General features: G+C 48.0%; 31 protein-coding genes. 24 read left to right on the top strand and 7 right to left on the bottom strand.

Annotation, left to right across the window (positions count from 1 at the left end; all coding sequences use genetic code 11):
• Positions 1-15: 15 nt before the first annotated feature.
• Positions 16-657 (top strand): lysozyme family protein, encoded by a 642-nt coding sequence (locus VFK44_02345; protein ID HET7627204.1) that lies wholly within the window; start codon positions 16-18, stop codon positions 655-657.
• Between the two features lie 19 nt (positions 658-676).
• Here VFK44_02345 and VFK44_02340 read toward each other — a convergent pair whose 3' ends face one another.
• The 3 genes from VFK44_02340 to VFK44_02330 all read right to left on the bottom strand — a co-directional run bounded on the left by VFK44_02340 (position 677) and on the right by VFK44_02330 (position 2257).
• Complete coding sequence (locus VFK44_02340; GenBank protein HET7627203.1) at positions 677-1051, bottom strand: PH domain-containing protein; 375 nt, start codon at positions 1049-1051, stop codon at positions 677-679.
• 60 nt (positions 1052-1111) lie between these two features.
• Positions 1112-2077, bottom strand: a complete 966-nt coding sequence (gene uvsE / locus VFK44_02335) for a UV DNA damage repair endonuclease UvsE (GenBank protein ID HET7627202.1) — start codon at positions 2075-2077, stop codon at positions 1112-1114.
• Between the two features lie 84 nt (positions 2078-2161).
• On the bottom strand, positions 2162-2257 hold the full coding sequence (locus VFK44_02330; protein ID HET7627201.1) for a YjcZ family sporulation protein: 96 nt from the start codon (positions 2255-2257) through the stop codon (positions 2162-2164).
• A 178-nt stretch (positions 2258-2435) separates the two neighbouring features.
• Between VFK44_02330 and VFK44_02325 the strand changes: the two genes are divergently transcribed.
• Positions 2436-3137: a nucleotidyltransferase domain-containing protein gene (locus VFK44_02325; GenBank protein HET7627200.1), complete on the top strand. Its 702-nt coding sequence runs from the start codon at positions 2436-2438 to the stop codon at positions 3135-3137.
• A 21-nt stretch (positions 3138-3158) separates the two neighbouring features.
• Here the strand turns inward: VFK44_02325 and VFK44_02320 are convergent, their stop codons facing one another.
• Entirely contained in the window at positions 3159-4460 is a 1302-nt protein-coding gene (locus VFK44_02320; GenBank protein HET7627199.1) for a VTT domain-containing protein, read from the bottom strand.
• A 135-nt stretch (positions 4461-4595) separates the two neighbouring features.
• Between VFK44_02320 and VFK44_02315 the strand changes: the two genes are divergently transcribed.
• On the top strand, positions 4596-6257 hold the full coding sequence (locus VFK44_02315) for a DUF6044 family protein (GenBank protein ID HET7627198.1): 1662 nt from the start codon (positions 4596-4598) through the stop codon (positions 6255-6257).
• Between the two features lie 37 nt (positions 6258-6294).
• Here VFK44_02315 and VFK44_02310 read toward each other — a convergent pair whose 3' ends face one another.
• Entirely contained in the window at positions 6295-8715 is a 2421-nt protein-coding gene (locus VFK44_02310; protein HET7627197.1) for an immune inhibitor A domain-containing protein, read from the bottom strand.
• Between the two features lie 493 nt (positions 8716-9208).
• On the opposite strand from VFK44_02310, the gene VFK44_02305 reads away from it, so the two are divergent.
• The 4 genes from VFK44_02305 to VFK44_02290 all read left to right on the top strand — a co-directional run bounded on the left by VFK44_02305 (position 9209) and on the right by VFK44_02290 (position 12421).
• A complete protein-coding gene (locus VFK44_02305) occupies positions 9209-9913 on the top strand; it encodes a CAP domain-containing protein (GenBank protein ID HET7627196.1) in 705 nt (234 codons plus the stop codon).
• Positions 9914-10092: 179 nt separating this feature from the next.
• Positions 10093-10794 (top strand): hypothetical protein, encoded by a 702-nt coding sequence (locus tag VFK44_02300; GenBank protein HET7627195.1) that lies wholly within the window; start codon positions 10093-10095, stop codon positions 10792-10794.
• A 4-nt stretch (positions 10795-10798) separates the two neighbouring features.
• A complete protein-coding gene (locus VFK44_02295) occupies positions 10799-11695 on the top strand; it encodes a DUF3307 domain-containing protein (GenBank protein HET7627194.1) in 897 nt (298 codons plus the stop codon).
• A gap of 156 nt (positions 11696-11851) precedes the next feature.
• Positions 11852-12421, top strand: a complete 570-nt coding sequence (locus VFK44_02290) for a GNAT family protein (protein ID HET7627193.1) — start codon at positions 11852-11854, stop codon at positions 12419-12421.
• Here the strand turns inward: VFK44_02290 and VFK44_02285 are convergent.
• Entirely contained in the window at positions 12392-13309 is a 918-nt protein-coding gene (locus VFK44_02285; GenBank protein HET7627192.1) for a lytic transglycosylase domain-containing protein, read from the bottom strand. The two genes, VFK44_02290 and VFK44_02285, sit on opposite strands and share 30 nt — an antisense overlap.
• A gap of 242 nt (positions 13310-13551) precedes the next feature.
• Positions 13552-14010, bottom strand: coding sequence for a flavodoxin (locus tag VFK44_02280; protein HET7627191.1), 459 nt, complete (start codon positions 14008-14010; stop codon positions 13552-13554).
• A 266-nt stretch (positions 14011-14276) separates the two neighbouring features.
• Here VFK44_02280 and VFK44_02275 point away from each other — a divergent pair, with 266 nt between their 5' ends.
• The 17 genes from VFK44_02275 to VFK44_02195 all read left to right on the top strand — a co-directional run bounded on the left by VFK44_02275 (position 14277) and on the right by VFK44_02195 (position 26451).
• The gene (locus tag VFK44_02275) at positions 14277-14528 is read left to right on the top strand and encodes a DUF2249 domain-containing protein (protein HET7627190.1); all 252 of its coding nucleotides are present in this window, start codon (positions 14277-14279) and stop codon (positions 14526-14528) included.
• 2 nt (positions 14529-14530) lie between these two features.
• Positions 14531-14764 (top strand): ferredoxin family protein, encoded by a 234-nt coding sequence (locus VFK44_02270; protein ID HET7627189.1) that lies wholly within the window; start codon positions 14531-14533, stop codon positions 14762-14764.
• A 125-nt stretch (positions 14765-14889) separates the two neighbouring features.
• A complete protein-coding gene (locus VFK44_02265; protein ID HET7627188.1) occupies positions 14890-15579 on the top strand; it encodes a Crp/Fnr family transcriptional regulator in 690 nt (229 codons plus the stop codon).
• A gap of 4 nt (positions 15580-15583) precedes the next feature.
• On the top strand, positions 15584-15913 hold the full coding sequence (locus VFK44_02260) for a cupin domain-containing protein (protein HET7627187.1): 330 nt from the start codon (positions 15584-15586) through the stop codon (positions 15911-15913).
• Between the two features lie 73 nt (positions 15914-15986).
• Positions 15987-16112, top strand: coding sequence for a hypothetical protein (locus tag VFK44_02255; protein HET7627186.1), 126 nt, complete (start codon positions 15987-15989; stop codon positions 16110-16112).
• A gap of 1 nt (position 16113) precedes the next feature.
• Positions 16114-16545, top strand: coding sequence for a hemerythrin domain-containing protein (locus tag VFK44_02250; protein ID HET7627185.1), 432 nt, complete (start codon positions 16114-16116; stop codon positions 16543-16545).
• Entirely contained in the window at positions 16545-16868 is a 324-nt protein-coding gene (locus VFK44_02245) for a hypothetical protein (protein HET7627184.1), read from the top strand. Before VFK44_02250 ends, VFK44_02245 begins: the two co-directional genes overlap by 1 nt.
• An 8-nt stretch (positions 16869-16876) precedes the next feature.
• Positions 16877-17146, top strand: coding sequence for a hypothetical protein (locus VFK44_02240; protein ID HET7627183.1), 270 nt, complete (start codon positions 16877-16879; stop codon positions 17144-17146).
• Positions 17147-17150: 4 nt separating this feature from the next.
• Positions 17151-20831: a nitrate reductase subunit alpha gene (locus VFK44_02235; GenBank protein HET7627182.1), complete on the top strand. Its 3681-nt coding sequence runs from the start codon at positions 17151-17153 to the stop codon at positions 20829-20831.
• On the top strand, positions 20821-22308 hold the full coding sequence (gene narH, locus VFK44_02230) for a nitrate reductase subunit beta (protein HET7627181.1): 1488 nt from the start codon (positions 20821-20823) through the stop codon (positions 22306-22308). The genes VFK44_02235 and narH overlap by 11 nt, the downstream gene beginning before the upstream one ends.
• A 7-nt stretch (positions 22309-22315) precedes the next feature.
• The gene (gene narJ, locus VFK44_02225) at positions 22316-22894 is read left to right on the top strand and encodes a nitrate reductase molybdenum cofactor assembly chaperone (protein ID HET7627180.1); all 579 of its coding nucleotides are present in this window, start codon (positions 22316-22318) and stop codon (positions 22892-22894) included.
• A 12-nt stretch (positions 22895-22906) separates the two neighbouring features.
• Entirely contained in the window at positions 22907-23596 is a 690-nt protein-coding gene (gene narI / locus VFK44_02220) for a respiratory nitrate reductase subunit gamma (GenBank protein ID HET7627179.1), read from the top strand.
• A gap of 52 nt (positions 23597-23648) precedes the next feature.
• Entirely contained in the window at positions 23649-24698 is a 1050-nt protein-coding gene (locus VFK44_02215) for a hypothetical protein (GenBank protein HET7627178.1), read from the top strand.
• Positions 24682-25146: a hemerythrin domain-containing protein gene (locus VFK44_02210; protein ID HET7627177.1), complete on the top strand. Its 465-nt coding sequence runs from the start codon at positions 24682-24684 to the stop codon at positions 25144-25146. The genes VFK44_02215 and VFK44_02210 overlap by 17 nt, the downstream gene beginning before the upstream one ends.
• A 104-nt stretch (positions 25147-25250) precedes the next feature.
• On the top strand, positions 25251-25607 hold the full coding sequence (locus VFK44_02205; GenBank protein HET7627176.1) for a cytochrome c: 357 nt from the start codon (positions 25251-25253) through the stop codon (positions 25605-25607).
• Between the two features lie 121 nt (positions 25608-25728).
• The gene (locus tag VFK44_02200) at positions 25729-26151 is read left to right on the top strand and encodes a hemerythrin domain-containing protein (protein ID HET7627175.1); all 423 of its coding nucleotides are present in this window, start codon (positions 25729-25731) and stop codon (positions 26149-26151) included.
• Between the two features lie 3 nt (positions 26152-26154).
• Positions 26155-26451 carry a hypothetical protein gene (locus tag VFK44_02195; protein ID HET7627174.1) on the top strand — a complete coding sequence of 99 codons (297 nt, stop codon included), beginning with the start codon at positions 26155-26157 and terminating at the stop codon, positions 26449-26451.
• Positions 26452-26459: the final 8 nt, after the last annotated feature.

Genomic DNA, 26459 nt, shown 5'->3' with positions numbered 1-26459 from the left:
AAACGGAGAGAGTCGATGGTACCAAAAACAGACGCTGCAAAAAGGACGAAGCTTAGAATTTGGATGGCTGTATTGTTTGTCGTCCTCATCACCGGAGGAATCGTAACGAACCGATCCCACCATCTCTTGTTTCACTACAAGGGCTTTTCGGATCAAGTAAAACAATACCGTCCGCTGATTAAGAAAAATTTAGCCAAATACGGTTTAGAAAACTATACACCCGTTTTGATGGCCGTCATGGAACAGGAAAGCGGCGGCACCGGCGGAGATCCAATGCAAGCCTCGGAATCGGCAGGGTTGCCGGCAAATGCCATTGATGATCCGAAGCGCAGCATTGTCCAAGGCGTTAAACATTTTCGGCACGTACTTGCGTATGGAAAAAGAAAACACGTAGACTTTGCCACGATCATTCAAGCGTACAACATGGGACCCGGATACATCCATTATGTCGCTGAACATGGAGGTAAACACAGCGAATCGCTGGCGAAGCAATTTTCATTGCTGCAAGTGCATCGTCATCCGGAGCTGTATGATTGCGGAGGGAATCGGAACAATTTCCGCTACCCGTATTGCTATGGCGACTACACGTACAGCTCGAAGGTGATGAAAGATTTACACGTATACCGAGGAGAGAAAACGTCCGACGACACTTTTTAAACACCGTCGGTTGTTCGTGTTACGTCGTATATTCGGCCAACGTTTTTTGAATTTCATAGACGTTTTTGTCCTTCTTGAATTGTTTGATGATCGGCTCGTGTGCGTGCGACAACCAAATTTTCAATTCGGCGTCAAAATCGAATCGTCCCGCCGTTTCTATGCTGAAATGTGAAATCGAGCGGTAAGGAATGGAATGATAATCCGTTTTCTTACCGGTCATTCCTTGTTTGTCGACGAGAATCATGCGTCTTCGAGTAAATACAATCAAATCGCGAACGAGCTGATACGCTTGTTCCACCCGTTCATTTTCCATTAGTACCGGTTCAAGTTCGCATTCAACTGCCGGAATGTCGGCTTCTCCTGCATTTCCCGTCCATCCGCTTAACCATCCCATTTCTGTTCCTCCTTATTACCGTTTACTTTCATTATCCTGCAGCATGGGGACGGTTTCAACTTATCGCAGTTCAAAACTTGCCCCGTCGATGGGTGTCACATCTGGAAACCTCCGAACGTCTTCCATAAGGCGAAATAATGCATTGTCCTTTGCTTTTGCTTCCAGCATGCAATCGATTTGCGAAACGCTTCCTTTCACTTTCCGCAAAAAATCCATGAAAGGGGCGGCTTCAATGAAGTCGGCATGATCGCGAAAGCGAACTTGGCTTTTCGGACTCGATACATGCATTTTTAACGGAAGCGGTGAATGTTTCCACGTTCCAGCAATTCTTTCCCATATGGCTTCAAAGGTTGACGATTGGGGCGGATTGGCCGAATGGTGGTGCAAATCAAACACACATGGCAGATTAAGCTTTTCGCATAAATACAACACGTCTTCGACATGGAAAGTCGTATCGTCGTTTTCAAGCATGACTGTCTGCTGCAACCGGCTCGGGACGTACATCCAGTTATGGACCCATCGTTCAAGCGCTCGTTCTTTGTCCCCGTAGCTGCCCCCGACATGGATCACGCTTCGATGAACGGGGTTGACGTTCATCCCGGACAAGAGATCATGGTGAAACCGTAACGATTGGATTGATCGTTGCAACACGTCTTTTTTCTTTGAACTAAACAGGACAAAATGTTCCGGATGAAAATCGATTCTCATGTGGTGGTCTTTCGCGAATGTTCCGATCTCTTCCAACGGTTGCTGGATTGCGACCAAAGGGTTCCAATCCTTTAACGCCTCGTGCCTGGCAAGAGGTACGATTCTAGAACTCATTCGAAAGAAACGAATGTCATGGGCGGCATTGTGTTTCAAAATCCTGAGAATGTTATGCAGGTTGGAGCGGGCGATGCGTTCCAACTTTTTAATCGCTGCTTCGCGGTCCCGAATCGTTTGAAAATGCGAATACGTCATCGTCTGCGAGGGGGAAGCATTTTGCAAGTTTTTACTCATAGCGACATAGCCAAGCCTCACAATCATGAATGAACGCTCCTTTGCAATCGTATGAACTTAGCTTGTCCAACTTCCTCCGCAAAAAAAAGGGGGAGAAGCCCCCTTTTTGATTTACCATACGTATGCTGCACCGACGATAATCAACAAAATAAACAAGACAACGATCAACGCGAATCCGCGTCCGTATCCGTATCCTCCGTAAGACAAAGCCATTCCCTCCTTTTTCTTGTTTAATGGTACAATATGTCGTCCCGCCCCCGTGTGTATAGGCGAATAAACTGAGATTGCAAGATTTCTGAGCATGGCATGTTTTTTTGAAACTTTGCAAAGCCGTCACATAAACTGAAACCGAGTGATAAAAGGGAAACCGATTGGAGGGAACCGTTTGAAAACAAACCCGCTGGAAACGGTCGCGAATTACGTAGTCGAACACTTTCCTAATGCGAGGGGAGCATTGCTTGGAGGAAGTGTCACAAGAGGCGATGCCACCGAAACGTCTGACCTTGACGTCATCGTGTTGCAAGACGGCGTACAACCTTTCCGAACTTCTGCCGTTTATTCCGAATGGCCGATCGAAGTGTTTGTTCAATCTCCCGATTCGCTCGACTTGTTTTTTGAATTGGAACGCGAAAGCGGCGTCCCGCTGTTGATCCGCCTTTTTGCGGAAGCAGTCCCTGTCAAGCGAGATACGGAAACAGCGGCGATTCAAACAAAAGCGATTGAATTGCTGGAAAAGGGGCCGGTTCCATGGTCACAGCAAAAAATCACGCAGGCAAGATATTTCATAACCGATGTCGTCGATGATTTAAAGGGATCGACGCATCCTGAGGAAGATTTGTTTACGGTGAATGTTCTCGCCGAGCGACTGCACGAGTTCATCTTGAGAACCGAACAGAGATGGATCGGAGAAAGCAAATGGATGTACCGGTCACTGAAACATTATGATGAAAACGTAGCGAACAGGTTTGTGCACTGTCTCAATCAATTTTATGAACAAAAACGAAAAACTGAACTTCTCAAGTTTGTGGACGATGTGTTGGCTCCGTACGGCGGTCCGTTCTTTGATGCCTATTCAGATCGAATGTAGCTGCTTGGCGGGCGCTAACATTCACGCACGAGAAGAACCCTTGACATGAAGCAGGCGGAAAACTTCAAGCAGCAAGACGACGAAACTAACCCACATGCCGCCGAACACATAGCCGGACGCCACTCCGCTCGGCAGTTGCGTTTGAAAGTAAATGCGTGCAAGCCCGATAACCGTCAAAGCGGCGATTGAAAAGGCAATGACGGCGAATTGCAAATAATACGTGCGAAGATGGCGCATGAAAATGTACGCGAGAAAGCCGTAAACAACGGCGGACAGAATCAAGCGAATATCCGGTAACAAGGCTATGTGCCAAAACGTCCAGCGGAACCAATGAAACAAAAGCTGAAGCAAATATCGGACAAAATAAGCATAGGCAACGCCTCCAGTGACAAGCAAAAACAAGAAGCGAAGTTCCAACGCGCGCTGCCGGCCTTTCACGACAACCCAACTCAGGCATAACAAGACGAGACAGGAGAGCGATGTCCACGACGACAAATTGTAAAAGACAATCATGATACCGGACCAGTCTTGCTGGAAAAAGGAAAATAAGATCAAATTGACGATAAAATTAAATTCTCCGAAATCTTGTGCGATAAAGTCTTGGATGATGCCGATAAAAAGCGACGAAAACCCAATGAATGCTGCCGCGGCAACGGTGATGAGAAGCTTTAAGTTCCGCTCGGAACCTCCGTAGGCACGAATGATCGCGAGCGACCCTTGAACGGCCGCATTTCTTAATGGAATGCGGTATTTGTTCAGCAAAAAAAGCCCGGTTGCAATGACGGCGCTGGCTGCGATCATCCAAATGGTATATTTTGCAGCATAGGATTCGATCTTGGCATACCGAGGACCGAGCATCGTCCCGAGAGACAAAAAAGTCGCAGTCCAAATGAGCGATCCGAAAGCCGTGGTAAATGCGAACTTCCGATAAGGAACGCGGCTGATTCCTGAAAAATAACCTGACATATGACGGATGCCTGGGATGAAGTTCGTCACCAACAATAATTTCAAACCGTGCCTGCGAAACAAGCTCGACATTTTTTCAAGCCGTCCATGTCCCACATGAATCAACCGACCGTAACGATAGAAAAACGGATACCCTAATTTCAAACCGATCCAATAAGAGGCGGAAAGGCCGGCAAACGTGCCTGAAGAAGCCGCCAAAAGGCTGAGCAACAAGCTGGCTTCCTGGCGGTATACGAGAAAGCCGACATAGCTCATCAAAATTTCAGTCGGTATCGGTAGAGCGATCAATTCAAGAAAGAGGGCAAGGAACAACACCGTATACCCATACTGATCGATCCAATGCAACAGCTGATTCATCGTTTTCACCACTTTCCTTCGCATTCGGGAAAATGGAATTCCGCATTTTCCATCATGAACAACCAATCATGGTGATAGATTCTTTCTTTCTTGGCTATTCTATACGAAGAAGAGCTCAATTTAAAGGAGACTTACATGAAATCGCGTGGATTTTGGCTGGCAATCGGACTATTGTTATTGTATGTATCCCCTTATTTCATTCTCGGTGAAAACGCCCACGTAAGAATTCATGACAGCCTTGATTCCAATATTGCCTGGTATAAAGTATTGGCTGATACAGGAACGCTGTTTGCCAGCGTCGATGCCGTCATCCCAAACATCATGAATGGATTGCCGAGAAATTCGTTAGGCACCCAATGGAACTTGTTCGTTCTGATGTTTGCATTTATGCCGCCTTTTACGGCTTATGCGTTAAATCAATTGTTTTTGAGACTTCTTGCTTTTTTCGGCATGCGGCTCTTGCTGACCCATTATTTTCTTCCAAAGGAAGCCCCTTCATTTATTTTGAACGGTACGGCCCTCGTTTACGCATTGCTTCCATACTGGGCGCCAGGCGGTGGATCCATTGCCGGATTGCCGCTCGCGCTGTACGCATTTCTCGACATTCGCCAAGGGAAAGGGAAGCTGCAACAGTGGGCGATCATTGCACTTCTCCCGTTTTACTCAAGTTTCGTGTTAAGTTTTGTTTTTTTTCTCGCGTGTTTAAGTATTTTGTGGTTGTACGACTTCATTCAAACAAAACGGTTCAACGCCCGTTTCTTCGGCGCATTGGCGTTCATGACTGCCGTGTATTTGTTCATCAATTACCGCATCATTTATCAAATGGTGATTAATCCTGATTTCGTCTCACATCGTGTTTCCTTCGACAGGGGAAACGGCGATCTGTTCGACGCCGTTGGAATCGCCGCCTATGTGTTCATCGTCGGGTATACTCACGTCATTCGCTTGACTGAATGGATCGTATTACCGGTGATCGTCATCGTTTTGCTGCTCGCCTTTTGGAAACGAATCAACGTGAAAACGTTGTTTTGGCTGTTCATGCTTAACGGGGTGTTGTCGGTTTGGTATGGCGTGTATTGTTGGCGGGGAATCAAACCATTGAAGGAACAATGGAAAATTTTCGAGACGTTCAATTTCGGTCGCTTTCAATTTCTCGAGCCGCCAATTTGGTACATCTGTTTTGCGCTCGCTTTGACGTTCATTTGGAAGCATTTGAAGTGGGGGAGACCTTTCGCGCTCGGACTGATGGGGGTGCAAATCGCCATTACGTTTTATTTTTGCGAGGAATGGAAATACCGCCGAAGCGATTCCGTTACGTACAAACAGTTTTATTCGACAGAACTGTTCGAATCGATCCAAGCGTATATCGGGAAAGAACCGTCAGATTACCGGGTCGTCAGCCTCGGCATGCATCCGAGCATCGCGCAGTACAATGGTTTTTATACGTTGGACGGTTACATTGTCAGCTACCCGCTTGAATACAAACGCCAATTCCGAAAAATCATTGCTCCCGAACTGAAAAAAAACCACACGTTAAAATATTATTACGACAATTGGGGCAGCCGTTGTTATTTATTCGCCGATGAACTCGGAAAACATTACATGTTTACCGGGGGGAAACGCACGGTCGATAACCTCGATTTCAATACGAAAGCGTTGAAAAAAATGGGAGGGGACTACGTTTTATCCGCCGTGAAAATCGCGAACGCCAACCAGTTGAAATTAAAGCTTGTTCATACTTTTACAAATGACTCATCGCCATGGACGATCTATTTGTACGTGGTTCGGCCAACTTGAAAATACCCGCCCGATGGGCGGGTATTTACGGAAAAGCTTACTTCTTAATCGAAATCGCGCCGACACTGTTGTCATCGCTCTGACCGATGACGCGAACCTTCAATCCGTACTCCGGCAGTTTCAAACCGATGTAAGGATATTTGTCGTCATAATATTGCATGTGATCATGAAACAACGCTTTGCTCGGCTGGCTGCGTTCGTATAAATAGAACCCATACAAATCGGTGTAATCCAAGTACATTTCGTCGGTCTTGTACATCGAAAACGCTGCGTCTTGCACTTGGTAATCATTCGATGCCAGAAAACCATCGCTCCATACAGCTAAATCCGTATGAGCATCGACGACACCGAGAAATCCGTGTCCAGGGTGGAAGAATCCAATATTGTCAGAATATTTGTTATCCACATACCAGACAACGAGACCCGGATCATACGTCATGAGCGATGCTCCGCGGCGAATGTGAGCGAGACCGCTGTCAGCCGCTTCCCAGTTACGCCATTCGAGTAAATAGTAATGGGTTGTTGTGCGGATGCCTTGATCCCGCTGGAACCCTTGAAGATCAAAAGCGGAATCCACAGATTCGGCACCGTCATGCAAGATCTCATTACCGTCGGCTGCAACGGAAAGATCATCGACGTAAAGCCCCGGGTGTACGGCGGCTCCGTCCGTCCAATAATTGACCCGGAACGTGACTTGTTGACCGGCGAATGCCGACAAATCGAAGTTCGCATCAACCCATCCGTTGGAAGAACCAGTGATTCCATAGCCCGGATTTTGCCCGTGCGGATCTTCCTGTGTCGTAATAGTGCCGGGAATCGAGACCCACTCGTCGCCTTGTTTCACTTGTACGGAACCATAATCCCAGCCGGGTTCAATATCGTACCAAGCTTTGAACGACAAAACAGCGTTGCTCGCATTCGTCAAGTCTACCGTCGCAACCATCGAATGGTCTAAATAGTTTCCGCTGCCGCTGAAATATTCATAGCTTCCGCTCGCCGGCGTATTGACTTGTGTTTTTTTGTCGGGTAAATTTACACGCAAGGCATCTAGATTTTTCCCTTTCACACTTGCCTCATCCAGCTTAAATTCTTGAGAATCCGCCAAGTCCGCAAAATCGACGACTTCGTCGTGAAGCCAATTCGAATTCGGCATTTCTGCCTGCAAGAATTCTTTGTCGTAAGCACTAAAGCCGCTCGGTTCAGTTCCCGGAATTTTGCCGGTCCAGCTTCCCGACGCCATGATCGACCAATAGCCTACCGTCGATCCGAAGCCCGTGCTGTAAGCAATGTCGTATTCGTCGGGGAGGCCGAGATCGTGTCCGTACTCATGAGCAAAGACGCCTGCGGCTCCGTCTTCCGGTTCAATCGTATAATCATAGCCGGCAATTTCGCCGCCCCAATACGGAACGTCCGCATTCGTGCCTTGAATCGGAATCGGTCCAGGCAAACTCCAACTGTGACTCCATATTGCGTCCGGTCCCAAAGCGCCTCCACCGGCTTCTTCGCCAACACCGGAATGGATGATCATCAAATGATCGACGAGACCGTCCGGTTCGCGCACATCGCCGTCGCCGTCAAGATCGTACGGATCTTCTTGATCATATTCATTTAAATTGACACCGTCATCGGCTGCCGCTTGAAGGGCTTCAACAACGAGTTCGCGCGGATGCGCGTCGTTTCCGCTCTTGTCATTCCCACCGTAATAAGCAGCGTTGTGTTCCGCCATGTACCATCCATGGACGTTTCCGGAAATATCATAGCTTCCGCCGGATTGTTGATGGTAAAACTCGTTGACGGAAATCAAGTTTTGCCCGTCTGGCCCGACATAGCCATTGTTTCCGAAGATCATGCTTTGATAATGCGTCCGGTCGAAATCATCATACAAGAGGACCGGATCGTCTTCCGGCCGAATTTGGTTATGCGGATAATCCGGATACTCGACGAGCAAAACGAGCACTTTGTCATGCCTTACGGTTCCGTTCCAGTTTTCCTGTTCAATCGAATCCGGATCATCCGGATCTTGACCAGGATTCCAAAACTGGTTCGGATGTTTCACATCGCTTTTACCCGCTTTCGTTCCTTTTTGTGCCAATCCCGCTTTTTTCTGCAGGTCGCTTCTCGCTTGTTTCTGTTCTTTCAAACTGTCGTTCGCTCGGGCTTTGGCATGTTCGGACCTTTCGGTGACATAGGCTTTCAATGCTTCCCGCTGCTCTTTCGTCGACGCATTCTTATCGATCACGCCTTGTTCGATCAATGATTTCATCAGTTTTTCATCATTAACAAGTCCGATATCGAATGGGCCGTTTTTGAAATGACTTCTTACAAGCGTATTTTTCGCCAATACGTTTTCATCATTTGTTCCTTTCCCTTGCGCAGAGGCAAGCGAAGGTGAGAACGCACCGAAAATCAACCCCGCTGATAGAACCGGAATCCCTAATTTCTTCTTCCAATCCGACAATCCCATTCCCTCCAATCGTTTATTGACGGTTCCGAAATCCCTGTCCTCCTTTGAGCCCCCGTCGAATGGCTTTCCGTTAAATTGAAAAATTCTTGATTTGTTTCAAAATTCCTTCATCAATTTGATAAAAAACAAATAAACGGGTCATACGACTCATGTATTTGCCATTAACGTAGTTCTTTAGAACTAGTGTGAGTGTTTCTAAGACTTGTGATCTTACAATCAACCCCCTTTAATGTAACAATACTATTACATTAAGTTACATAATTTCCTTGATATGAAGATTGTCAATCCCTTTTATTATGCAATTCGTGGCTTAGGATCCATCATTTGCTTGCCAATGATTTCGGAAAGACGGTAAAACCGCCGTTCCCGCAAACTTTTCACGTACCGATGCGACTAAACAATTTATGCCAAAATTATTACAACAATCACATGTTATGATGAGCGTGCGCAATTCATTCATAAATTTTATCGAAAGAGGTGCAGTCAATTGTTGAAAAAAATAGCAATAACGGCCGTTCTCGCAACTGCTTTAAGCATTGCAGGGTTTCAAGCGAATTCCGCACATGCGGCGGATTATCATGGGCAAACGAACGTTCATGTTTATAAATATTACCATTCTTCGAACGGGAAGGATGCCGGATTTTCCAATCAATGGTGGGAGACGTATGTAAAAGATTACTTGCATCGCCACATGGATTGGGAAAAGTGCATTCCTTCGCCAGGAAAATCGCCGAAACAAGATCCGTCCCCGACGCAGCCTCAGCCAGTTCCACAGCCGTCACCAGGAGGTTCGGATGACCAACAGCAAAACGATCAGTTGAACAAGTACGAACAACAAGTGATCGTCTTGACGAACCAAGAAAGAACAAAGCGCGGGCTGAAGCCGTTGAAAACGGACGTCGACCTGAGTAAAATGGCGCGTGACAAATCGCGTGACATGGCCGTCCATCATTATTTTGCTCACAACTCCCCGACTTACGGATCTCCGTTCGACATGATGAAGGCGTACGGCATATCTTACAATTACGCCGGGGAGAACATTGCGAAAGGACAGCGATCCCCGGAAGAAGTCGTCAACGCTTGGATGAACAGCAAAGGGCATCGCGAAAACATCTTAAACCCGCATTATACCCATATTGGTGTCGGCTACATTTCCGAAGGCAACATATGGTCACAGGAATTCACGGGGTAATTTTCGTATCATTGAATCTTTCATCGTTGCACCGCTCTAGGCAGCATTGCCTTGGGCGGTGTTGTTTTTTCTCTATCGATCCGTTAAAGTTGTTGTTAGAGCATCAACTTCCCTCTAGTTGATCTATTTCCATCAACTTAGCGGCAGTTGATCGAAATTCATGAGCAGAAGGTGAAGACATGCAGCAAACGTGCATTTGTGTTGCTGCCGACGTCAAGCGTTCAAAAGAGCTTGACAGCCGGCAGTTGACCGTCTCATTAAAAAAAATCGTAGAACAATTGAATCAAGATTTCCAATCGGGCATTCTTATTCCGTTTGCCGTCCGCAACGGCGATGAAATTGTCGGTGTGCTTCGTTCCTTTCCGAGCGGATATAGGGCAGGCATGAACATGATTCGATCAGCGAGTAAGACGGGGATGGCGCTTTATGTGGGGATGGGGACCGGGACGTTGGACCATCCGGAGGCAACGGTGCACACAATGAACGGGACTGCGGTTGTTCACGCTTTTAAAGCACGGGACGATTATTTGAAAAACGAACACCCAGACGCTAAATCGTGGCAATTTCAAGATCCGGGGGAGAGCGCCGTTTTTTTCTACCAGCGCAATTTCCCTTATCAAGCCGTGAACGCGTTAATTTTCGCCATTCTTGAAAAACGCTATCGGCGCACGGGCAAGCAAAACGAAGTAATCGAAAGAATTCAGCAAAATCCCGAGCTGAGCTACGAACAAATCGGTGAACAACTTGGCTACAAATCCCCGAAATCGACCGTCAGCTATTTGTTAAGCAGAGCGGACTTCCAGCTTGTCCGTGCAATGGAGGAAAGCTTGCTCGAGCTTCTCGAAGATTGGCAGCAACGGTTAGAAAAAGAGGGGGATTGATTTCATGTTTGAATGGATGATGGTTTTATTGTTGGCTCATTTCACGGCGGATTTCGTTTTGCAGACGAACCGAATGAACGATTTGAAAAAGAGGAAGCGTCACACCGGGTTGTTCTTTCATGCCGGCACTCATTTTTTAACCAGTGCGTTTGCCGTAGTGATTTTTGCATGGAGTACCGCCAACTCCGAATCCAACATCTTTTCCATTTCCTTGTGGCTGGCGATCGTTCTCATCTCGTTATCCCATTACGGCGTCGATTGGCTGAAAGAAGCCCTTGTCATGCGGTTCCCGCGCCCCCTTTACGCAGCTCTGCTGTTTATTGCCGATCAGATCGCCCATATCACCTGGTTATTTGTCATTGGCCGGATGCTCGGCATTTACCAATGGAACTTTATTCAGGCGAAAACAAAACTATTGCAATTTTTATTTGACGACCTCGAGTTCGGAAACATGACCAAATTGTTGCTGCTGGCGATCCTTGTGATTATCGCTACGAAAGGGACGGGTTATTTTCTCGGCATTCTTTTGCGGGACATGCTCCCCGGACCCGTATTAGAAAAAGGCAAATACAACATTTCCAATGAGCAAACGGAAATCAAAACGACGGTAAATGAAAAAGGCGAACAGGAAAATGTCATCACGACGACGAAAACCGAGCAATTGTTGAGCGACTCACCGCAACGAATGGGGCGATACATAGGCATGGCCGAGCGGATGCTCATTATCATTTTCATCGTTCAAGGCACGCCTCAAGGACTTGCTTACTTGATTGCTGTGAAATCCTTGACTCGTTTCAAACAGTTCGAAAGCAAACAATTCGCGGAATATTATTTGATTGGAAGCTTACTCAGCGCGTTGATCGCGGTCGTGATCGGCTATATCGTTGTAAGGATCCTTTAAAACGGACCGTTAACTCCCGCGTGACGATGGGAAGAGAACCTAATTTCAGCCGATCCCCGCCGCCGACCATACACCCACAAAATACGTTGCATACGATATATGCAAGGAAAAAGGTCACCGGAAAAAGGAGAAATGAAAGCTGGAGGAGCGGCCGGAATGATGGAAATGAACGTGAACGACAACATCAAAATTCAAACGATTGACAGCCGGGAAGCAAAAGCTTTGTATCAACGGATCGAAAAAAACAAAAAACGACTGCAGCGTTGGATCGAATGGACAAATCACGTCGAGAGCGAAGAGGACCTCGTTCGATTGATTCGGAAATGGACCCATCCAGACACGATTGAGCAAGGCTACCATCTCGGGATCTACGTCGACGGAAAAATCATCGGCATGATCGGGTTCACCGACATTAATTTTTTTGCAGGATCGGCGCAGCTTTCATATTGGCTCGATAAAGAGCATGAAGGAAAAGGGATCATGAGCCGGTCGTGCGAGCGGATGATCGCTTTTCTGTTTGGACAACTGCCTTTGAACCGTGTGGAAATTCGGGTGGCAACCGGAAACGTAAAAAGCTGTGCTATTCCCGAACGGCTCGGCTTCCGTTTGGAGGGCCGATTGCGCCAAGTCGAAAGAGTCTGCGGACAACTGCTAGACAATGATGTGTACGGCTTGCTCAAACAAGAATATGAGGCGTCAAGCGGAAAAATGATCAGCAAAACGTAACACATCGTGAACGTATGCAGAACTATGGTTGTATGCATGCACGGCTTGACGTATTTTCCCAGAATCGGCACCGTTGGCCGCTAAATAATTGGCGGTTGAATAAATGGCGTCTTGCAAATCCATCGGATCGGCTTTGCCGTCGCCGTCACCGTCAACGCCATAACCGCCGTATTTTTTTATCACGTCAGGATCGGTAAGTACTTGCTGCGGCATTTCTGCATCGCCGAGTCCACCGCAACCGGAATAAGACCAGCCGACCCACGTGCATGTCATGAATTGCGTTGGTCCAATGGCGCCTGCGCTGCTGACTTGCAAATTTTTGCTGAAGTTGGTTTCCACTCGATGAACGGCGGCGATTAAATTCCATGGAACATCGTACTTTGCCGCTGCCCTTTGATAGACGCTCAGAAATTTCTTTGGGATCACTTTTGCGCCATAAGCCGAAAGGTCGTTCGGGATGGAAACGGACGATTGATGCGATTCGTTTTCCGCTTTGACGGCTTCATGCAAGTATGCTTTCTGTTTCAGCAATCTGGAATGAACAACCGACGCAGCTTTGCCGCTGTCGGTTTCCTCGGTTCGCATCGAGACTTCGGGCGGTTTTTTATTTTTGATCTTCAAGCGGTTGTCACCCGCGGCATAGGCTTTATGTGATTCAAATTCAAACAGTTTCGACAGAGAATGATTGTTTAAGAATGTTTCCGTATTCCAATGCGCAAACGTTGCGCTTCCGGACGCAAAAAACGCGTGCTTTTGAAGCCGGTCGTCGAGATGACCGGTAACGAGTGCGCCGAACAACAATAGCAAAATTCCGAAAGGAAGGATGAAGAACAACGTGTTCTTTTTGTATTCGATTACGGGAGCCGTGTAGGGTGCTGAAGCGTTCAATTTGGATTCTCTCCTTCGCGATAGGTTGTACAACATGAATATGCGAAGGGTGGACAAGATATGACGGCAGCTTCAAGAGAATGAAAGAAAACATGCTGGGAAGATGGGAATCGTTAAACTGTGAGTGAAAAAGAGCGGCAGACGTACGGGAAACGCGGTGCCATAAAAAAACCTGCTTCAAACTCGGTATGAAGCAGGCGTCGGACGCGGGTAACACGGGAGAAAGCGGATGCACTTCCATGTCAAAGTTTTTTCACTGCGTGCCAGTTTTCCGCGAACCGTTCACCAAATTCCCGGCACAACGCTCGGTCATCAGGAGTCGGACTCAGTTCCACTTTCAACTCCTCTTGAACGATTTCTGCCCCTTGACGCTGAAGAGCATCCCGCATTTGATCCACGGCAATCCCGTCGTCCCCGTAAGAGGAATCGAATGAACCGAACACGGCAGCTTTTTTGCCGGTTAAATCGAGTTGTTTCATATCCTCGTAAAAGTCGAGCAACTCATCAGGGAGATCACCGTCGCCCCACGTATACGTGCCGATTAAAATCCCTTCGTAAGCTTCCATTGCCGAAGCGTCTGTCTCAAAAGCTTCCAACACATCAACCGATTCCTTTTTGCTGCGGATGCCGGCCTCAATCTCTTTTGCCATATCTTCCGTATTTCCAGACATACTGGCGTAAATCATAAGCAATTTGGCCATAGCGATTCCTTCTTTCTTTCCTTTTGTCTTTACTGTACGTCCGTTAAGCGTCTTCCGATGTGAGGCAAATCACATCGCAGGAGCGACCCAGACGAAATTCATAAAACCGACAAAAACGGCCTACGATGAATAGGAAGAGATCGCCAATTGTCACGCAACCGTCATTTTCTTTGTGACACACATCACGTAACAGATCTGTGGCGTTAACTATAATCAGGGTACAAGGCGGGGGAAAGAATCGGTATAATGAAAGGAGAACTGCGTTCGTGGAAACAAATGAGTTTGATGCACGAATTGATGTGAGGCCAATCGAACCCCGGGAAAAACACCCGGCGATTTTCAACACGTTTGAATCATTAAAGCCCGGTCAAAAGATGGAATTGATCAACGACCATAACCCGAAACCGCTTCTGTACGAATTTAAAATGGAAAGACCGGGAACATTTACGTGGGAATACCTCGAGGAAGGCCCAGAAGTCTGGCGTGTTTCGATCGGAAGGACCGAAGGAGGAGAATAGGCATGGCTTTTGTAATTACCTCTCCGTGCATCGGGGAGAAAGCCGCCGAATGTGTGGAAGTTTGCCCCGTCGATTGCATTCACGAAGGAGAAGATATGTATTATATCGATCCAGATGTGTGCATCGATTGCGGCGCCTGTGAAGCCGTTTGTCCTGTTGAGGCGATTTATCCGGAAGACGAAGTGCCGGAAGAGGAACAAGAGTTTATTCAAATCAATCGTGATTTTTTCAAATAAAAGCTTAACAGATCTTGTGATTCACAACTATTCTCATCTCTTACAAGCAAATCTCGAAAGAAACTCCGCCTTGTAAATAGTATTGTGTGAAACGCCGAAAAGCGGTCGGTAAAGGAGCGATGACGATGTCGGACATGATAGAAATCCTAAAGGAATTGCCCTTGTTCAGTGAATTGAACAACGAGGACTTGAAGCGGCTTGAAGCGATCACGAAAAAAAAGACGTATCCAAAAAGACAGTATGTGTTTATGGAAGGAGATCCCCGAGAAGCGGTTTATTTCATCCAAGAAGGAACGGTGAAAACGTTCAAAGTCGATGAAAACGGAAACGAGCAAGTCATCAACTTGCTGCAGAAAGGCGAAATGTTTCCACACGTCGGATTTTTTGATGAAACGCCCTATCCGGCAACCGCCGAAACCGTTGAACGAACGGAATTGTTCGTGATCCGCATTGATGATTTCGACCAATTGATGATGCAAAATCCTGAAATCGCCATAAAAGTCATGCGAATCATGGGACAGAAAATCTTCATGTTGGCCGAACGCGTGCAAGAATTAATTTCGGAAGATGTTCGCCATCGCATCGTTCATGCATTGCTCCGCTTTTCGAAAGAAATCGGGAAACCGAAGAACAACGGCATCAGCATCGAACTTCCCATCACCAATCGTGACTTCGCCAACATGGTTGGTTCCACGCGCGAAACGATTAACCGTGTCTTGAACCAGCTGAAAAAGGAAGGAATCTTAGAGGCCGACCGCAACGGCATGTTCATTCACGATTTAAAACGATTGAAAAGTTTTTACGGCAAGGGTTGAGACCATGATTAAAAACATTCGGGACGCGCAAACGTTTGACAAAAACCACATGAAAAAGGAGACGCTTTTCCAACAGGACGACCATTCAATTTTTCTGATCAATCTTCTGCCTGGACAAAAGCTGCCCGCTCACCGTCATCCGGACCAGCATGTATACTTGTTAGTGCTTGAAGGCGAAGGTGAATATACGATAAACGGGGAACGTCATTCGCTTGCTTGGCGTGATGTGTTACATGGGCAAAACGACGAATGGCTCGGCGTTGAAAATACCGGAAGGAAGTTCATGACCCTCTATGTCGTTTTGACTCGAAATTGTCATAATCAGGTGCATTAAGGTGTGATGAAAATCACACCTTTTTATTATCGATTCATTACACTATACTTAACAGAGAAGGAGGGATGTTCCAATGGAAACAGAGAAGGCCGAGAGGCTCCGGATCCTGTTGCAAGAAGCATTGCAGCCGCTTGTCGAGAAAGTCGATCGATTGGAAAAAGAAATCCTGTCTTTAAAAAAAGGGAGAAAGGACGTGTGATATGTCCGGTCCTGCATTAAAGCAAAAATCGGCGCATCGTGCGATTCACGAGGCCGCACTCGGCGAAGCCGATGAACTGACAACGTTATTGAAAAAAATGAAGAAAAATGACGAAAACAAAACGAGACTTTTGGAGGTTGCCTATGTGCTTGTTGAACATTGGGAGACACGCACGCTGGCCCATGCCGCCGAAGAGGAAAAAGGACTTTATGTACAATGGGTGGAACGAGATCCTGCCCTTTCAACGAAAGTGAACGAATTGAAACAAGAGCACCAGTTGATGCGATCCTTAATTGAAGAAATCAAAACCTTCTTGCCCGACACTGGCGTAACGGAAAGTGTATTGTCAAGATTTGAAACATTGCTGCTCGTCAATCAGCACCATAATCGCAAGGAAGAAAATCAACTCGTTGCGATGACGGAGGCCAAGTAATGGCGTTCTATCCTTTACAAGCAAAACATCCCGAAATTTATAAGCCATTGACCGAATGCTTGGAACAAAAAGGGATTCACGTTTTTGATGTGAAGGCAGAAGCGATGATTGTCCCAAATACGTTAGAAACCGTCATTTCGGTAAAATACGGAAACGATTATTTACAGGAGACTCGATTTTCGATGTCGAAGGACGAGCTGGCTGTGCCCATTGAACAAAACAAAGCCTTGTTAGCTTTTTTAGAAAAAACGGCGGAGTCATGCCGGAAGGCAACGGAAGATGAATATCAAGCTTTTATGAGTTTGAATCAAAGAAAAAGGTGAGGATGTCGATGGAACAAAACCAATCCGAAGAAATTTTGGCTGTTGACAGAGAAGATTTGCTAGCTGTTCTTTCCTTGCGCTTCGGAGCTGTACCTCAAGAAGTGAAACAAGAAATCGATACGATCGACACCTCAGATAAACTGGAGCGGCTCATTCTTGCTGCTGCCAATGTTCCTTCATGGGAAATCTTTCTCGATGAGTTCACTCATGGGAAAGATGCTTTTAAAATCACAGGTGAAATCTACAATCCTTTATCGAAAGATTCCACGGGGAGGTAAGGCAATGGCGCAGCAGAAGCACACGTTTATTCAAGCCCTCAAATACTTAAAACGCGGACGGGCGATCAACGATCATTGGACCGAAGAAAGTCCGCGTTCAAGAGAGTGGGAAAAACTGTACCGGCAACGCTGGGCACACGACAAAGTGGTACGTTCGACGCATGGGGTCAACTGCACCGGTTCATGCAGCTGGAAAATTCATGTGAAAGACGGCATCATTACATGGGAAACCCAGCAAACCGATTACCCGTCGCTCGGGGAAGATTTTCCGGAATATGAACCGCGGGGATGCCCGCGCGGCGCAAGTTTTTCCTGGTATACTTACAGTCCGCTGCGAGTCAAATATCCGTACGTACGCGGCGAATTGCTGCAAATGTGGCGAGAAGCGATAAAGAAAACCGATGATGCAGTGGAAGCTTGGAAAGTGATCATTGAAGATCCTCAGAAAAAACAAGCGTTTCAAAGCGCACGCGGCAAAGGCGGTTTTTTGCGCGCCACTTGGAAAGAAGTTTCCGAAATGGCCGCCGCATCGATGATTCATACGATCCAACAATACGGTCCTGATCGAATCGTCGGCTTTAGTCCAATCCCGGCGATGTCGATGGTGAGCTATGCAGGAGGTTCTCGATTCCTGTCACTCGTCGGCGGGCAAATGCTTAGTTTTTATGATTGGTATGCGGATTTACCTCCCGCTTCTCCGCAAGTATGGGGCGACCAAACGGACGTACCGGAATCGGCAGATTGGTATAATGCGAAATATTTTATCATTTGGGGCACGAACTTGCCGATGACGCGCACGCCTGACGCTCATTTTATGGTCGAAGCCCGCTATAACGGAACGAAAGTGATCGGCGTCAGCCCGGACTATGCGGAATATGATAAGTTCGCAGACTTATGGCTCCCGGCTAAAGCGGGTACCGATGCGGCACTTGCGATGGCAATGACTCATGTCATACTAAAGGAATATTATGTAGATCACCCGACGGACTATTTTATTGATTATGCAAAAATGTATACCGATTTGCCTTTTCTCGTAACACTTGACCCTCATGGTGACCAGTGGAAAACGGGTCGATTTTTACATGAATCCGACTTGAAGAATACGACTGAAACCGGCGACTGGAAAACCGTCATTTGGGATGAACGTTCTTCTGAACCGGCTGTTCCGATCGGCAGTCAAGGCTATCGGTGGGAAGGCAAGAAGAAATGGAAGCTCGCCCATGAGGACGTCGACGGCCGCAAACTTTCTCCCGTATTGAGTTTGCTCGATATTTCCGATGCGTCGTTTGAAGTCGACTTTCCGTATTTCGGCGGAGGAGCGGGGGAAACCGTCCGACGCGGTGTTCCGGTTAAAAGAATTACCGATAAAGACGGAAAATCGGTTTGGGTGACTACTGTTTATGACCTTATGATGGCACACATCGGGGTCCCGCGCGGATTGAGCGGCGATTACCCGGAAAACTATGAATCTTTAAAACCTTATACGCCGGCTTGGCAAGAACCCATCACCGGTGTGAAACGCGAACATGTCATCCAAGTGGCAAGAGAATTTGCAGACAATGCGGCACGTACGCGCGGAAAATCGATGATCGCGATGGGAGCTGGTACGAATCACTGGTACCATAGCGACGTGATCTACCGTTCGATTTTAAATCTCGTGCTTTTGACTGGGTCCCAAGGCGTCAACGGCGGGGGATGGGCGCATTATGTCGGGCAGGAAAAAGTGAGACCGCTGGAAGGGTGGTCGCAGCTTGCCTTTGCGAACGACTGGGTGAAACCGCCGCGGCAACAAAACGGAACATCCTTCTTTTACTTTGCGACGGATCAATATCGGTTTGAGGAGTTGGAAACGTCAACCGTTGGTTCGCCTCTTGGTGGAAAATTCACTGACATGCATCCAGCCGACGTCAATGCGTTGGCTGCGCGGTTAGGATGGCTGCCTTCATACCCGCAATTCGAAGAAAATTCCATCGAAATCGTCGAGCAAGCACGGAAAGCGGGGGCGAAAACCGACAAAGAAGTGAGCGACTATGTAGCCAAACAAGCGAAAGAAGGAAATCTTCACTGGGCCATTGAAGATCCTGACAATCCGAAGAATTTTCCGCGGACGATGTTTGTTTGGCGATCCAACTTGATCGGTTCAAGCGGCAAAGGCCATGAATATTTTCTGAAACATTTACTTGGCGCTGACGGTCATGTACTTGCCGAAGAGGAAGGTTCATGGCAGCCAAAAGACGTGAATGTTGAACGTGACATCCCTAAGGGCAAGCTCGATTTAATGATCGACATCGATTTCCGGATGACCGGCACTGGTCTCTATTCCGATATCGTGCTGCCTGCTGCGACTTGGTATGAGAAATATGATTTGTCCAGCACGGATATGCACCCTTACGTTCATCCGTTTAATGCAGCGATTTCAAGCCCCTGGGAGACGAAAAGCGATTGGGATACGTTCCGTGAACTGGCGAAAACTTTTTCCGAGCTTGCAGAAAAACATTTGCCAGCATCTGAAGATCTTGTGGCAACACCGCTTGCGCACGACTCCGTCGGTGAGATGGCTCAGCCGAACGGCAAAGTGCTCGATTGGCGAAAAGGAGAGACCGAAGCAATCCCGGGCAAAACAATGCCGAATTTCTCGATCGTCAAGCGGGATTATCCGAACGTTTATCAGCAAATGACAACGCTTGGACCGAATGCGCAAAAAGCGATATCAACAAAAGGCATTACCATTTCGGGGAAAAACGCGTATCGGGAACTGCTCGCCCGCGTCGGACGCTCAACACGAGAGGGAATTGGCGAGGGGCGGCCGGACCTTTACACGGACCGCCAAGCGGTTGAAGCGATTTTGACATTATCTGGCGCGACGAATGGACATCGTGCATCCGAAGAATGGGAGGCATTAAGTGAAACGACCGGCATAGAAGAGCTGAAGGAAATTCCGCGCGGCAGAGAGGAAGAAGCGTATACGCTCGATGATTTAACCGCGCAGCCGCGGCTTGCGCTTTCAACGCCGGTATGGAGCGGATTGGAGAAAGACGGCAGACGGTATTCGCCGTTTGTGGTGAATACCGAATACAAAGTACCGTGGCACACGTTGACGGGACGGCAGCATTTTTACTTAGATCATGAAATCATGTTGGATTTCGGCGAAGGTCTCCCGTTGTATCGGCCGCCGCTTGGCTTGCCGCCTTACCGCGATGGGGAGAATAAGCCGGATGGAACGGCTTTAACCGTTCGGTATTTAACCCCGCACCAAAAATGGGGCATCCATTCGACGTATTCAGATACACCTCGAATGCTCTCGCTGTTTCGTGGCGGACAAACGATATGGTTGAATGAAAAGGACGGGGCTTCGATCGGAATTAAGGATAACGACTGGGTTGAAGTGTACAACCGAAACGGCGTGATCGCGGCCCGCGCAGTGCTCACTTACCGCATTCCTGAAGGCGTGGCCATGATGTATCATGCACAAGACCGTACCGTCGGCGTACCGGGAACGAAAATTACGAAAGACCGCGGAGGGACGCATAACAGCGTGACAAGAATCATTCCAAAGCCCACGCACATGATCGGCGGCTATTCACAGCTCAGTTACGGATTCAATTATTACGGGCCGACGGGTCATCAAAGAGATGCCATCACGTACGTCCGTCCCCTCAAGGAGGTCGATTGGCTTGAACATTAAAGCACAAGTAGCGATGGTGATGCATCTTGACAAGTGTATCGGTTGTCATACATGCAGTGTAACGTGTAAAAATACGTGGACGAACCGCCCCGGTGCGGAGTACATGTGGTTTAACAACGTCGAAACACGTCCTGGACCAGGATATCCGCAAGAATGGGAAAATCAAGATCATTACCGCGGCGGTTGGACCATGCGAAACGGAAAACTGCGATTAAAGTCCGGCGGCGCCATCTCAAAACTGGCAAACATCTTTTACAATCCGGATTTGCCGACGATTGAAGATTACTATGAACCGTGGACCTACGACTATGAAAGTCTTATTAACAGTCCGAAAAAGAAACATCAGCCGGTGGCACGTCCAAAGTCCGTATTGACCGACGAATTTATCGATCAACCGGAATGGGGGCCGAACTGGGATGACGACCTGGCAGGCGGCAGTGAAATCGCGCCGCGCGATCCAAATATGAAGGAACTCGGCCAGCACATTGCCTATGAATATGAAAAAACATTCATGATGTACTTGCCGCGCATCTGTGAACATTGTTTGAATCCTTCGTGTGTGGCTGCTTGTCCGTCAGGTGCCATTTATAAACGGGACGAAGACGGCGTCGTACTCGTTGATCAAGAGGCTTGCAGAGGCTGGCGCTTCTGCGTGTCGGCTTGCCCTTACAAAAAAGTGTATTTCAACTGGAACTCTCACAAAGCTGAGAAATGCAATTTTTGTTATCCGAGAATTGAAGCGGGTATGCCGACGATTTGTTCAGAAACGTGCGTCGGACGCATTCGTTATCTCGGTGTCATGTTGTATGACGCGGACCGGGTGAGAGAAGCTGCCTCCGTTGAGGATGAGAAAGAGTTATACGAATCCCAGCTTTCGGTTTTCCTTGACCCGCATGATCCAGAAGTCATTGAAGAAGCAAGGAAAGCAGGCATCTCAGAAAAGTGGATTGAAGGAGCGCAAAATTCGCCGGTCTACAAAATGGCCTGCGATTGGAAAATCGCCTTGCCGCTTCATCCAGAGTACCGTACGCTTCCCATGGTTTGGTACGTGCCGCCGCTCAGCCCGATCATGAATCACATTACGAACGAGGATGCGTTGAAAACGGATGCCTATATTCCGGCTGTTGATGATATGCGCATACCGATGGAATATTTGGCGAGCATTCTTTCCGCCGGTGATGTCAGTGTCATTCGCAAAGTACTATTAAAGCTTACGGCGATGCGCGCGCACATGCGCAATCGCACGGTTGGAGATTTAGAGAGCAGCCAATTGTTAAAAGAAGCCGGAATGACCGTTCGGCAAATCGAAGAAATGGCCCGTTTGCTGAGTGTTGCGAAATACAATGAGCGGTTTGTGATCCCGACCGGCGACAGAAACGAAGAAACAAACCTGGAATACGACCAAGGGGCATGCAGCCTCGAAGATATCGCCCCTCCGGAAGGGAATTCACCGTTTTTGCCAACGGGAAGGAGATGACGCTTTGATGTCGGACCAAGAAGCATTGAAACTCGCATCTGTATTGATCGGATACCCAGAAAACGATGTATGGCATGCGCTTGACGAAGCGCTCGATGCAGCACGACACATTGAAAACGAGTCCGTGTCCGAGCATTTGATACAGGCGATTGCCGGTATGCGTGAAATGGGATATGAAGCATTGAAACACCATTATGTGAACGTGTTCGACTTCAGCGAATCGACGTGTCTTTATTTGACGGCCCACGAGTACGGCGATAACCGTGCCCGTGGGAACGCGTTCATCAACTTGCGCATTTTACTCGCGAGTGAAGGATTTGAACAACTTGGGGAGGAATTGCCGGATTATTTGCCGCTGTTGTTCGAATTTCTTGCAGTTTGCGACAATGAAGAAAAAACGAATCCCGTCAAAGAGCGATTGGCGAAATGCGTAGCAAGAATCTTGGATCATCTTGATGTTGATAGTCCGTATCAGCTTGTTTTCACGGCTATCGCTGAGTTGTTGCCGGCGCCTGGCGACCAACAGTTTCCCGACAGGGAAGAGGCGGATCAAGGAGAAATGCCGTATCCGCTTCCGTTCGGATAGGGGGAGAAAGCTGTGGAAGAATATTTATGGATTGTGTATCCTTACATTTCGTTGTTCATGCTCGTCGTCGGATTGTTTTTTCGGTATCATTACGGACAGCTTGGCTGGGGGTCGCGGTCCAGTGAATTGTTGGAAAAAAAGTGGCTGAAAATCGGCAGTTTAATGTTTCACATCGGAATTCTCGCCGTTTTCGGCGGCCACTTTCTCGGCTTAATTGTTCCGTTGTCGTTTTACCATTGGATCGGTATCCCGGATGAATTTTACCACCACGTGCTTGCTGAAGGACTCGGCGGCCTTGCCGGCGTCGTCACATGGATCGGTATTGTCATCTTGTTGATCCGCCGCATCGGTATTAAAAGGGTTCGCCGCAATTCTAGTACGCCTGATTTAGTGGCATTGCTCATGTTGTTCATCGTCGTTACTCTAGGGGACCTCATGACGATCGGATACAACAACCTCGTTGGAACGTATGAGTATCGAACGACCGTCGGACCTTGGTTCCGCAGTTTGTTTACGCTGAATCCGGACGCGTATTTGATGCGCGATGTCCCGATGATTTTAAAAATTCATGTCATCTCTACGTTTACCTTAATTGGCATTTCACCGTTCACGCGTCTCATCCACTTTTGGAGTGCGCCGGTTCGCTACCCGTTCCGGAGACCGCTGCAGTACCGTTCACGCACCCAATATGGCAGACGGTAGCCTTAACGGATTCTCATCCGTCCCGAGTTTAGAAAAGAAGGAAGTCGTTCCGATGAACAGACAGTTATTCTCCCGGGAGCGGTTTTTGCCTAACGGCACCGACACCGCTTCCGGCGCCATTGTCATGGGCATAGGCATTTTCATTTTCGGCTCCATGGATCGCATTCGGTTTCTCATTCCGCTCGAAAAAGCTGCCTCGATCGGCCTGCTCGTCATTTGGTCGGGGATCATGCTCGGATTTTTTTACAGCGTCCTTAACGGGGCCTTTGTCGATCGCCATTTGAAAAATCCTTTAAATCGTTTTGCGATCGGCACGTGGATCGCCGGAACGTCCGTACTCGGGAACGTTCTTGTCAAACATTCCCCCGCCTGGCGCGTTTTTCTCGAATCGTTGGCACTCTTCAATATCGTGCTCTGGCTCGGTTATGTGGTTCTTTGTCTCGTTACGTTTCACCATATGTTTCGAGCGCCTTACGTGAACCGCGTACACGGGGTTTTACTGCTATCGACAGTGAGCACGCAGTCCATCGTGCTCCTTGTTCATAATGTCTTCGCTGTTTTTAGCGACACGATCAATGCTTTGCTCGTCAGTTTAGGCGTCTTCTTTTACATGATCGGCTTTGCACTCATCATCTACCGGTTTCGCCGTCTCGGCCGGAACGAGCTCATTCACGATTGGCTGCCGTCCAACTGTATTTTGCACGGTGCTATGTCAATCACCGGCCTCGCCGCCATCACGACCGGCGTACTGCCAAATTTATGGATACCGATTTGGCTTTGGGTGGCCTTCGGCTTTATTGTAGTCGAAACATTGGAATGCATACGACTCAAGCTCCGGGTACGGGCTTTCGGCGCCGTGAAAGGATTCGGCGAATACCATACGACACAATGGTCGAGAATCTTTACTTTCGGAATGTTTTTCGCGTTTACCCGTGCATTACCGATTGCGCCCGGCGGATTTCTTTACGGCATACGCACCTTGTTGCTCGAGGTACTTCCATGGATCGTCTTGCTCTTATTGGTCAATGAAATTTTATTGGTAATTAAAGAATATACGTACCGACTGAGAAGGGAGGTCCGATTCCGTGAGGAAGAGGCATAAGGTGTTGCATCCATTGTCCCATCACCATCATCATGCGCTCGTTGCCGCCTTAAAGTTAAAGCGGGCCGGGACCGAGAAGAGCGTGGAAAGCGCGGAAGAAGTGCGCGAAGCTTTAAAACATTTTTGGACGCCCGGCGGTCAGGAGCACTTTCGCGAGGAGGAAGAGATTTTGCTGCCGGCCTTTGCCCGCTTTGCGTCAGTCGACCAGCCGATCATTCATGAGATGCTGACGGAACATGTCAAAATCCGGGCGCGCATTCAGGAAATTTTTGATTCACCGGAACCGGAATTAAAGAAGCTGAATGAACTTGGCGTGATTCTCGAGGCCCACGTCAGGAAAGAAGAACGAATCATCTTTCCGATGATCGAAGACACGTTATCCGAACAACAGCTGGAGAAGCTGGCGCCGTATTTTCATATGAACCATAACAAAACTGAGAATAATTAAGGCATCCACGGCAGAAATTATCGAATTCCTGCTTCGTGTGATGCAAATCACCATTACGACGGTTTAAATTTTATATAATCAAGGCGAACGATGGGAGGGATTGGATGAAAAGGGGTCTGTTATTCAGCCTCATCTTAGCGTTAGTGTTAGGCTTGTCCGCTTGCGGCGGCGGAGACGGAGAATCTGGTAAAACAGGCAGCAGCGGCAGCGGAGAAGGCGAATCGTCTGCCGGTCAAGTCGACTCGAACCAGGCGAGAGAAATCTTCCAACAAAATTGCGCGTCTTGCCACGGCGCTAATTTAGAGGGAGGAATGGGACCGGCGCTCAAAAACATCGGCAGCCAGCTGTCCGAGAAAGAAATTTTGGCGCAAATCAAAAACGGCGGAGGCGCCATGCCGGGCGGCCTTATTGAGGGCGACGATGCGAAGCTTGTCGCGTCTTGGTTAGCCGGCCATAAGTAATGGAAAAGCGTTTGTGAGCGATGGTTAGCTCATGAACGCTTTTTTCTTTGCACGCCAATCACGGAGCGTCCGTATAAACGAACCAAATGTGGACGAAAATGTTAATGGGATGTGATAAAAAATGTCAGGACCGGCACTGAAGAAAAAGGACAGCCATGCGGCCATTCATGAAGCGGCTTTGGATGAGGCGAGGGAGCTCACCGAGCTTCTCGGCAAAGAAACGGAACATTCACGAGACGACCGGGCCGTCCAAATTGCCTGCGTGCTTGTTGAGCATTGGGAAACAAGAACGTTGGCACATGCGCAAACGGAAGAAGAAGGCTTGTACCGGGAGTTGGCGAAACAATCGCCGAAGGCGAGACGGGCCGTTAGTGAGCTGACAAGGGATCACGAGTTGATGCGGCGGTTATTGCGTGAGATTAAGGCGGCTTTGACGCAAAAGGATGACCTTAAGCGGATTCACGCAAGATTCCAAGCGATGATTCTCGTCGATGAGATTCATAACGACGATGAAGAGTCATTAATCGCGGCGAAAGGAAGATAAAGCATGCACAAAGAAAAGCCGTTGCGGTTTTGTGCTCCGGATCTGTACGAGCCGTTAAATGAAGCGCTGAAGGCGGAAAATCTTCATTCGTTTGACGTCGAGGCGATCGCTGTCGAAGAGCCGTCACGGTTGCGGATTAGGCTTGCCTACGGGGAACGCTTCGAGCATACGCGTTCTTTTTTTATCGAAAAGAAAAACGCGAAAACCCCGAGCGCCGCCCTCGGAAAATTTTATAAAAATACATTGAAGCATTGTAAAGAAGTTCTCATTGAAAGTTACTACAGCAACATTAAACCATAACATCGAAA

This window comes from Bacillales bacterium, from assembly GCA_035700025.1.
Taxonomy (GTDB): Bacteria; Bacillota; Bacilli; order Bacillales; family DASSOY01; genus DASSOY01.
This window is presented reverse-complemented; position numbering and strand designations above follow the sequence as displayed.

Excerpts from the sequence above, each read along its gene's own strand:
- VFK44_02345 (HET7627204.1), top strand. The coding sequence starts at position 16 with ATGGTACCAAAAACAGACGCTGCAAAAAGGACGAAGCTTAGAATTTGG.
- VFK44_02340 (HET7627203.1), bottom strand. The coding sequence starts at position 1,051 with ATGGGATGGTTAAGCGGATGGACGGGAAATGCAGGAGAAGCCGACATT.
- uvsE (HET7627202.1), bottom strand. The coding sequence starts at position 2,077 with ATGATTGTGAGGCTTGGCTATGTCGCTATGAGTAAAAACTTGCAAAAT.
- VFK44_02320 (HET7627199.1), bottom strand. The coding sequence starts at position 4,460 with ATGAATCAGCTGTTGCATTGGATCGATCAGTATGGGTATACGGTGTTG.
- VFK44_02315 (HET7627198.1), top strand. The coding sequence starts at position 4,596 with ATGAAATCGCGTGGATTTTGGCTGGCAATCGGACTATTGTTATTGTAT.
- VFK44_02300 (HET7627195.1), top strand. The coding sequence starts at position 10,093 with ATGCAGCAAACGTGCATTTGTGTTGCTGCCGACGTCAAGCGTTCAAAA.
- VFK44_02295 (HET7627194.1), top strand. The coding sequence starts at position 10,799 with ATGTTTGAATGGATGATGGTTTTATTGTTGGCTCATTTCACGGCGGAT.
- VFK44_02290 (HET7627193.1), top strand. The coding sequence starts at position 11,852 with ATGATGGAAATGAACGTGAACGACAACATCAAAATTCAAACGATTGAC.
- VFK44_02280 (HET7627191.1), bottom strand. The coding sequence starts at position 14,010 with ATGGCCAAATTGCTTATGATTTACGCCAGTATGTCTGGAAATACGGAA.
- VFK44_02270 (HET7627189.1), top strand. The coding sequence starts at position 14,531 with ATGGCTTTTGTAATTACCTCTCCGTGCATCGGGGAGAAAGCCGCCGAA.
- VFK44_02265 (HET7627188.1), top strand. The coding sequence starts at position 14,890 with ATGTCGGACATGATAGAAATCCTAAAGGAATTGCCCTTGTTCAGTGAA.
- VFK44_02260 (HET7627187.1), top strand. The coding sequence starts at position 15,584 with ATGATTAAAAACATTCGGGACGCGCAAACGTTTGACAAAAACCACATG.
- VFK44_02255 (HET7627186.1), top strand. The coding sequence starts at position 15,987 with ATGGAAACAGAGAAGGCCGAGAGGCTCCGGATCCTGTTGCAAGAAGCA.
- VFK44_02250 (HET7627185.1), top strand. The coding sequence starts at position 16,114 with ATGTCCGGTCCTGCATTAAAGCAAAAATCGGCGCATCGTGCGATTCAC.
- VFK44_02245 (HET7627184.1), top strand. The coding sequence starts at position 16,545 with ATGGCGTTCTATCCTTTACAAGCAAAACATCCCGAAATTTATAAGCCA.
- VFK44_02240 (HET7627183.1), top strand. The coding sequence starts at position 16,877 with ATGGAACAAAACCAATCCGAAGAAATTTTGGCTGTTGACAGAGAAGAT.
- VFK44_02235 (HET7627182.1), top strand. The coding sequence starts at position 17,151 with ATGGCGCAGCAGAAGCACACGTTTATTCAAGCCCTCAAATACTTAAAA.
- narJ (HET7627180.1), top strand. The coding sequence starts at position 22,316 with ATGTCGGACCAAGAAGCATTGAAACTCGCATCTGTATTGATCGGATAC.
- VFK44_02215 (HET7627178.1), top strand. The coding sequence starts at position 23,649 with ATGAACAGACAGTTATTCTCCCGGGAGCGGTTTTTGCCTAACGGCACC.
- VFK44_02205 (HET7627176.1), top strand. The coding sequence starts at position 25,251 with ATGAAAAGGGGTCTGTTATTCAGCCTCATCTTAGCGTTAGTGTTAGGC.
- VFK44_02200 (HET7627175.1), top strand. The coding sequence starts at position 25,729 with ATGTCAGGACCGGCACTGAAGAAAAAGGACAGCCATGCGGCCATTCAT.
- VFK44_02195 (HET7627174.1), top strand. The coding sequence starts at position 26,155 with ATGCACAAAGAAAAGCCGTTGCGGTTTTGTGCTCCGGATCTGTACGAG.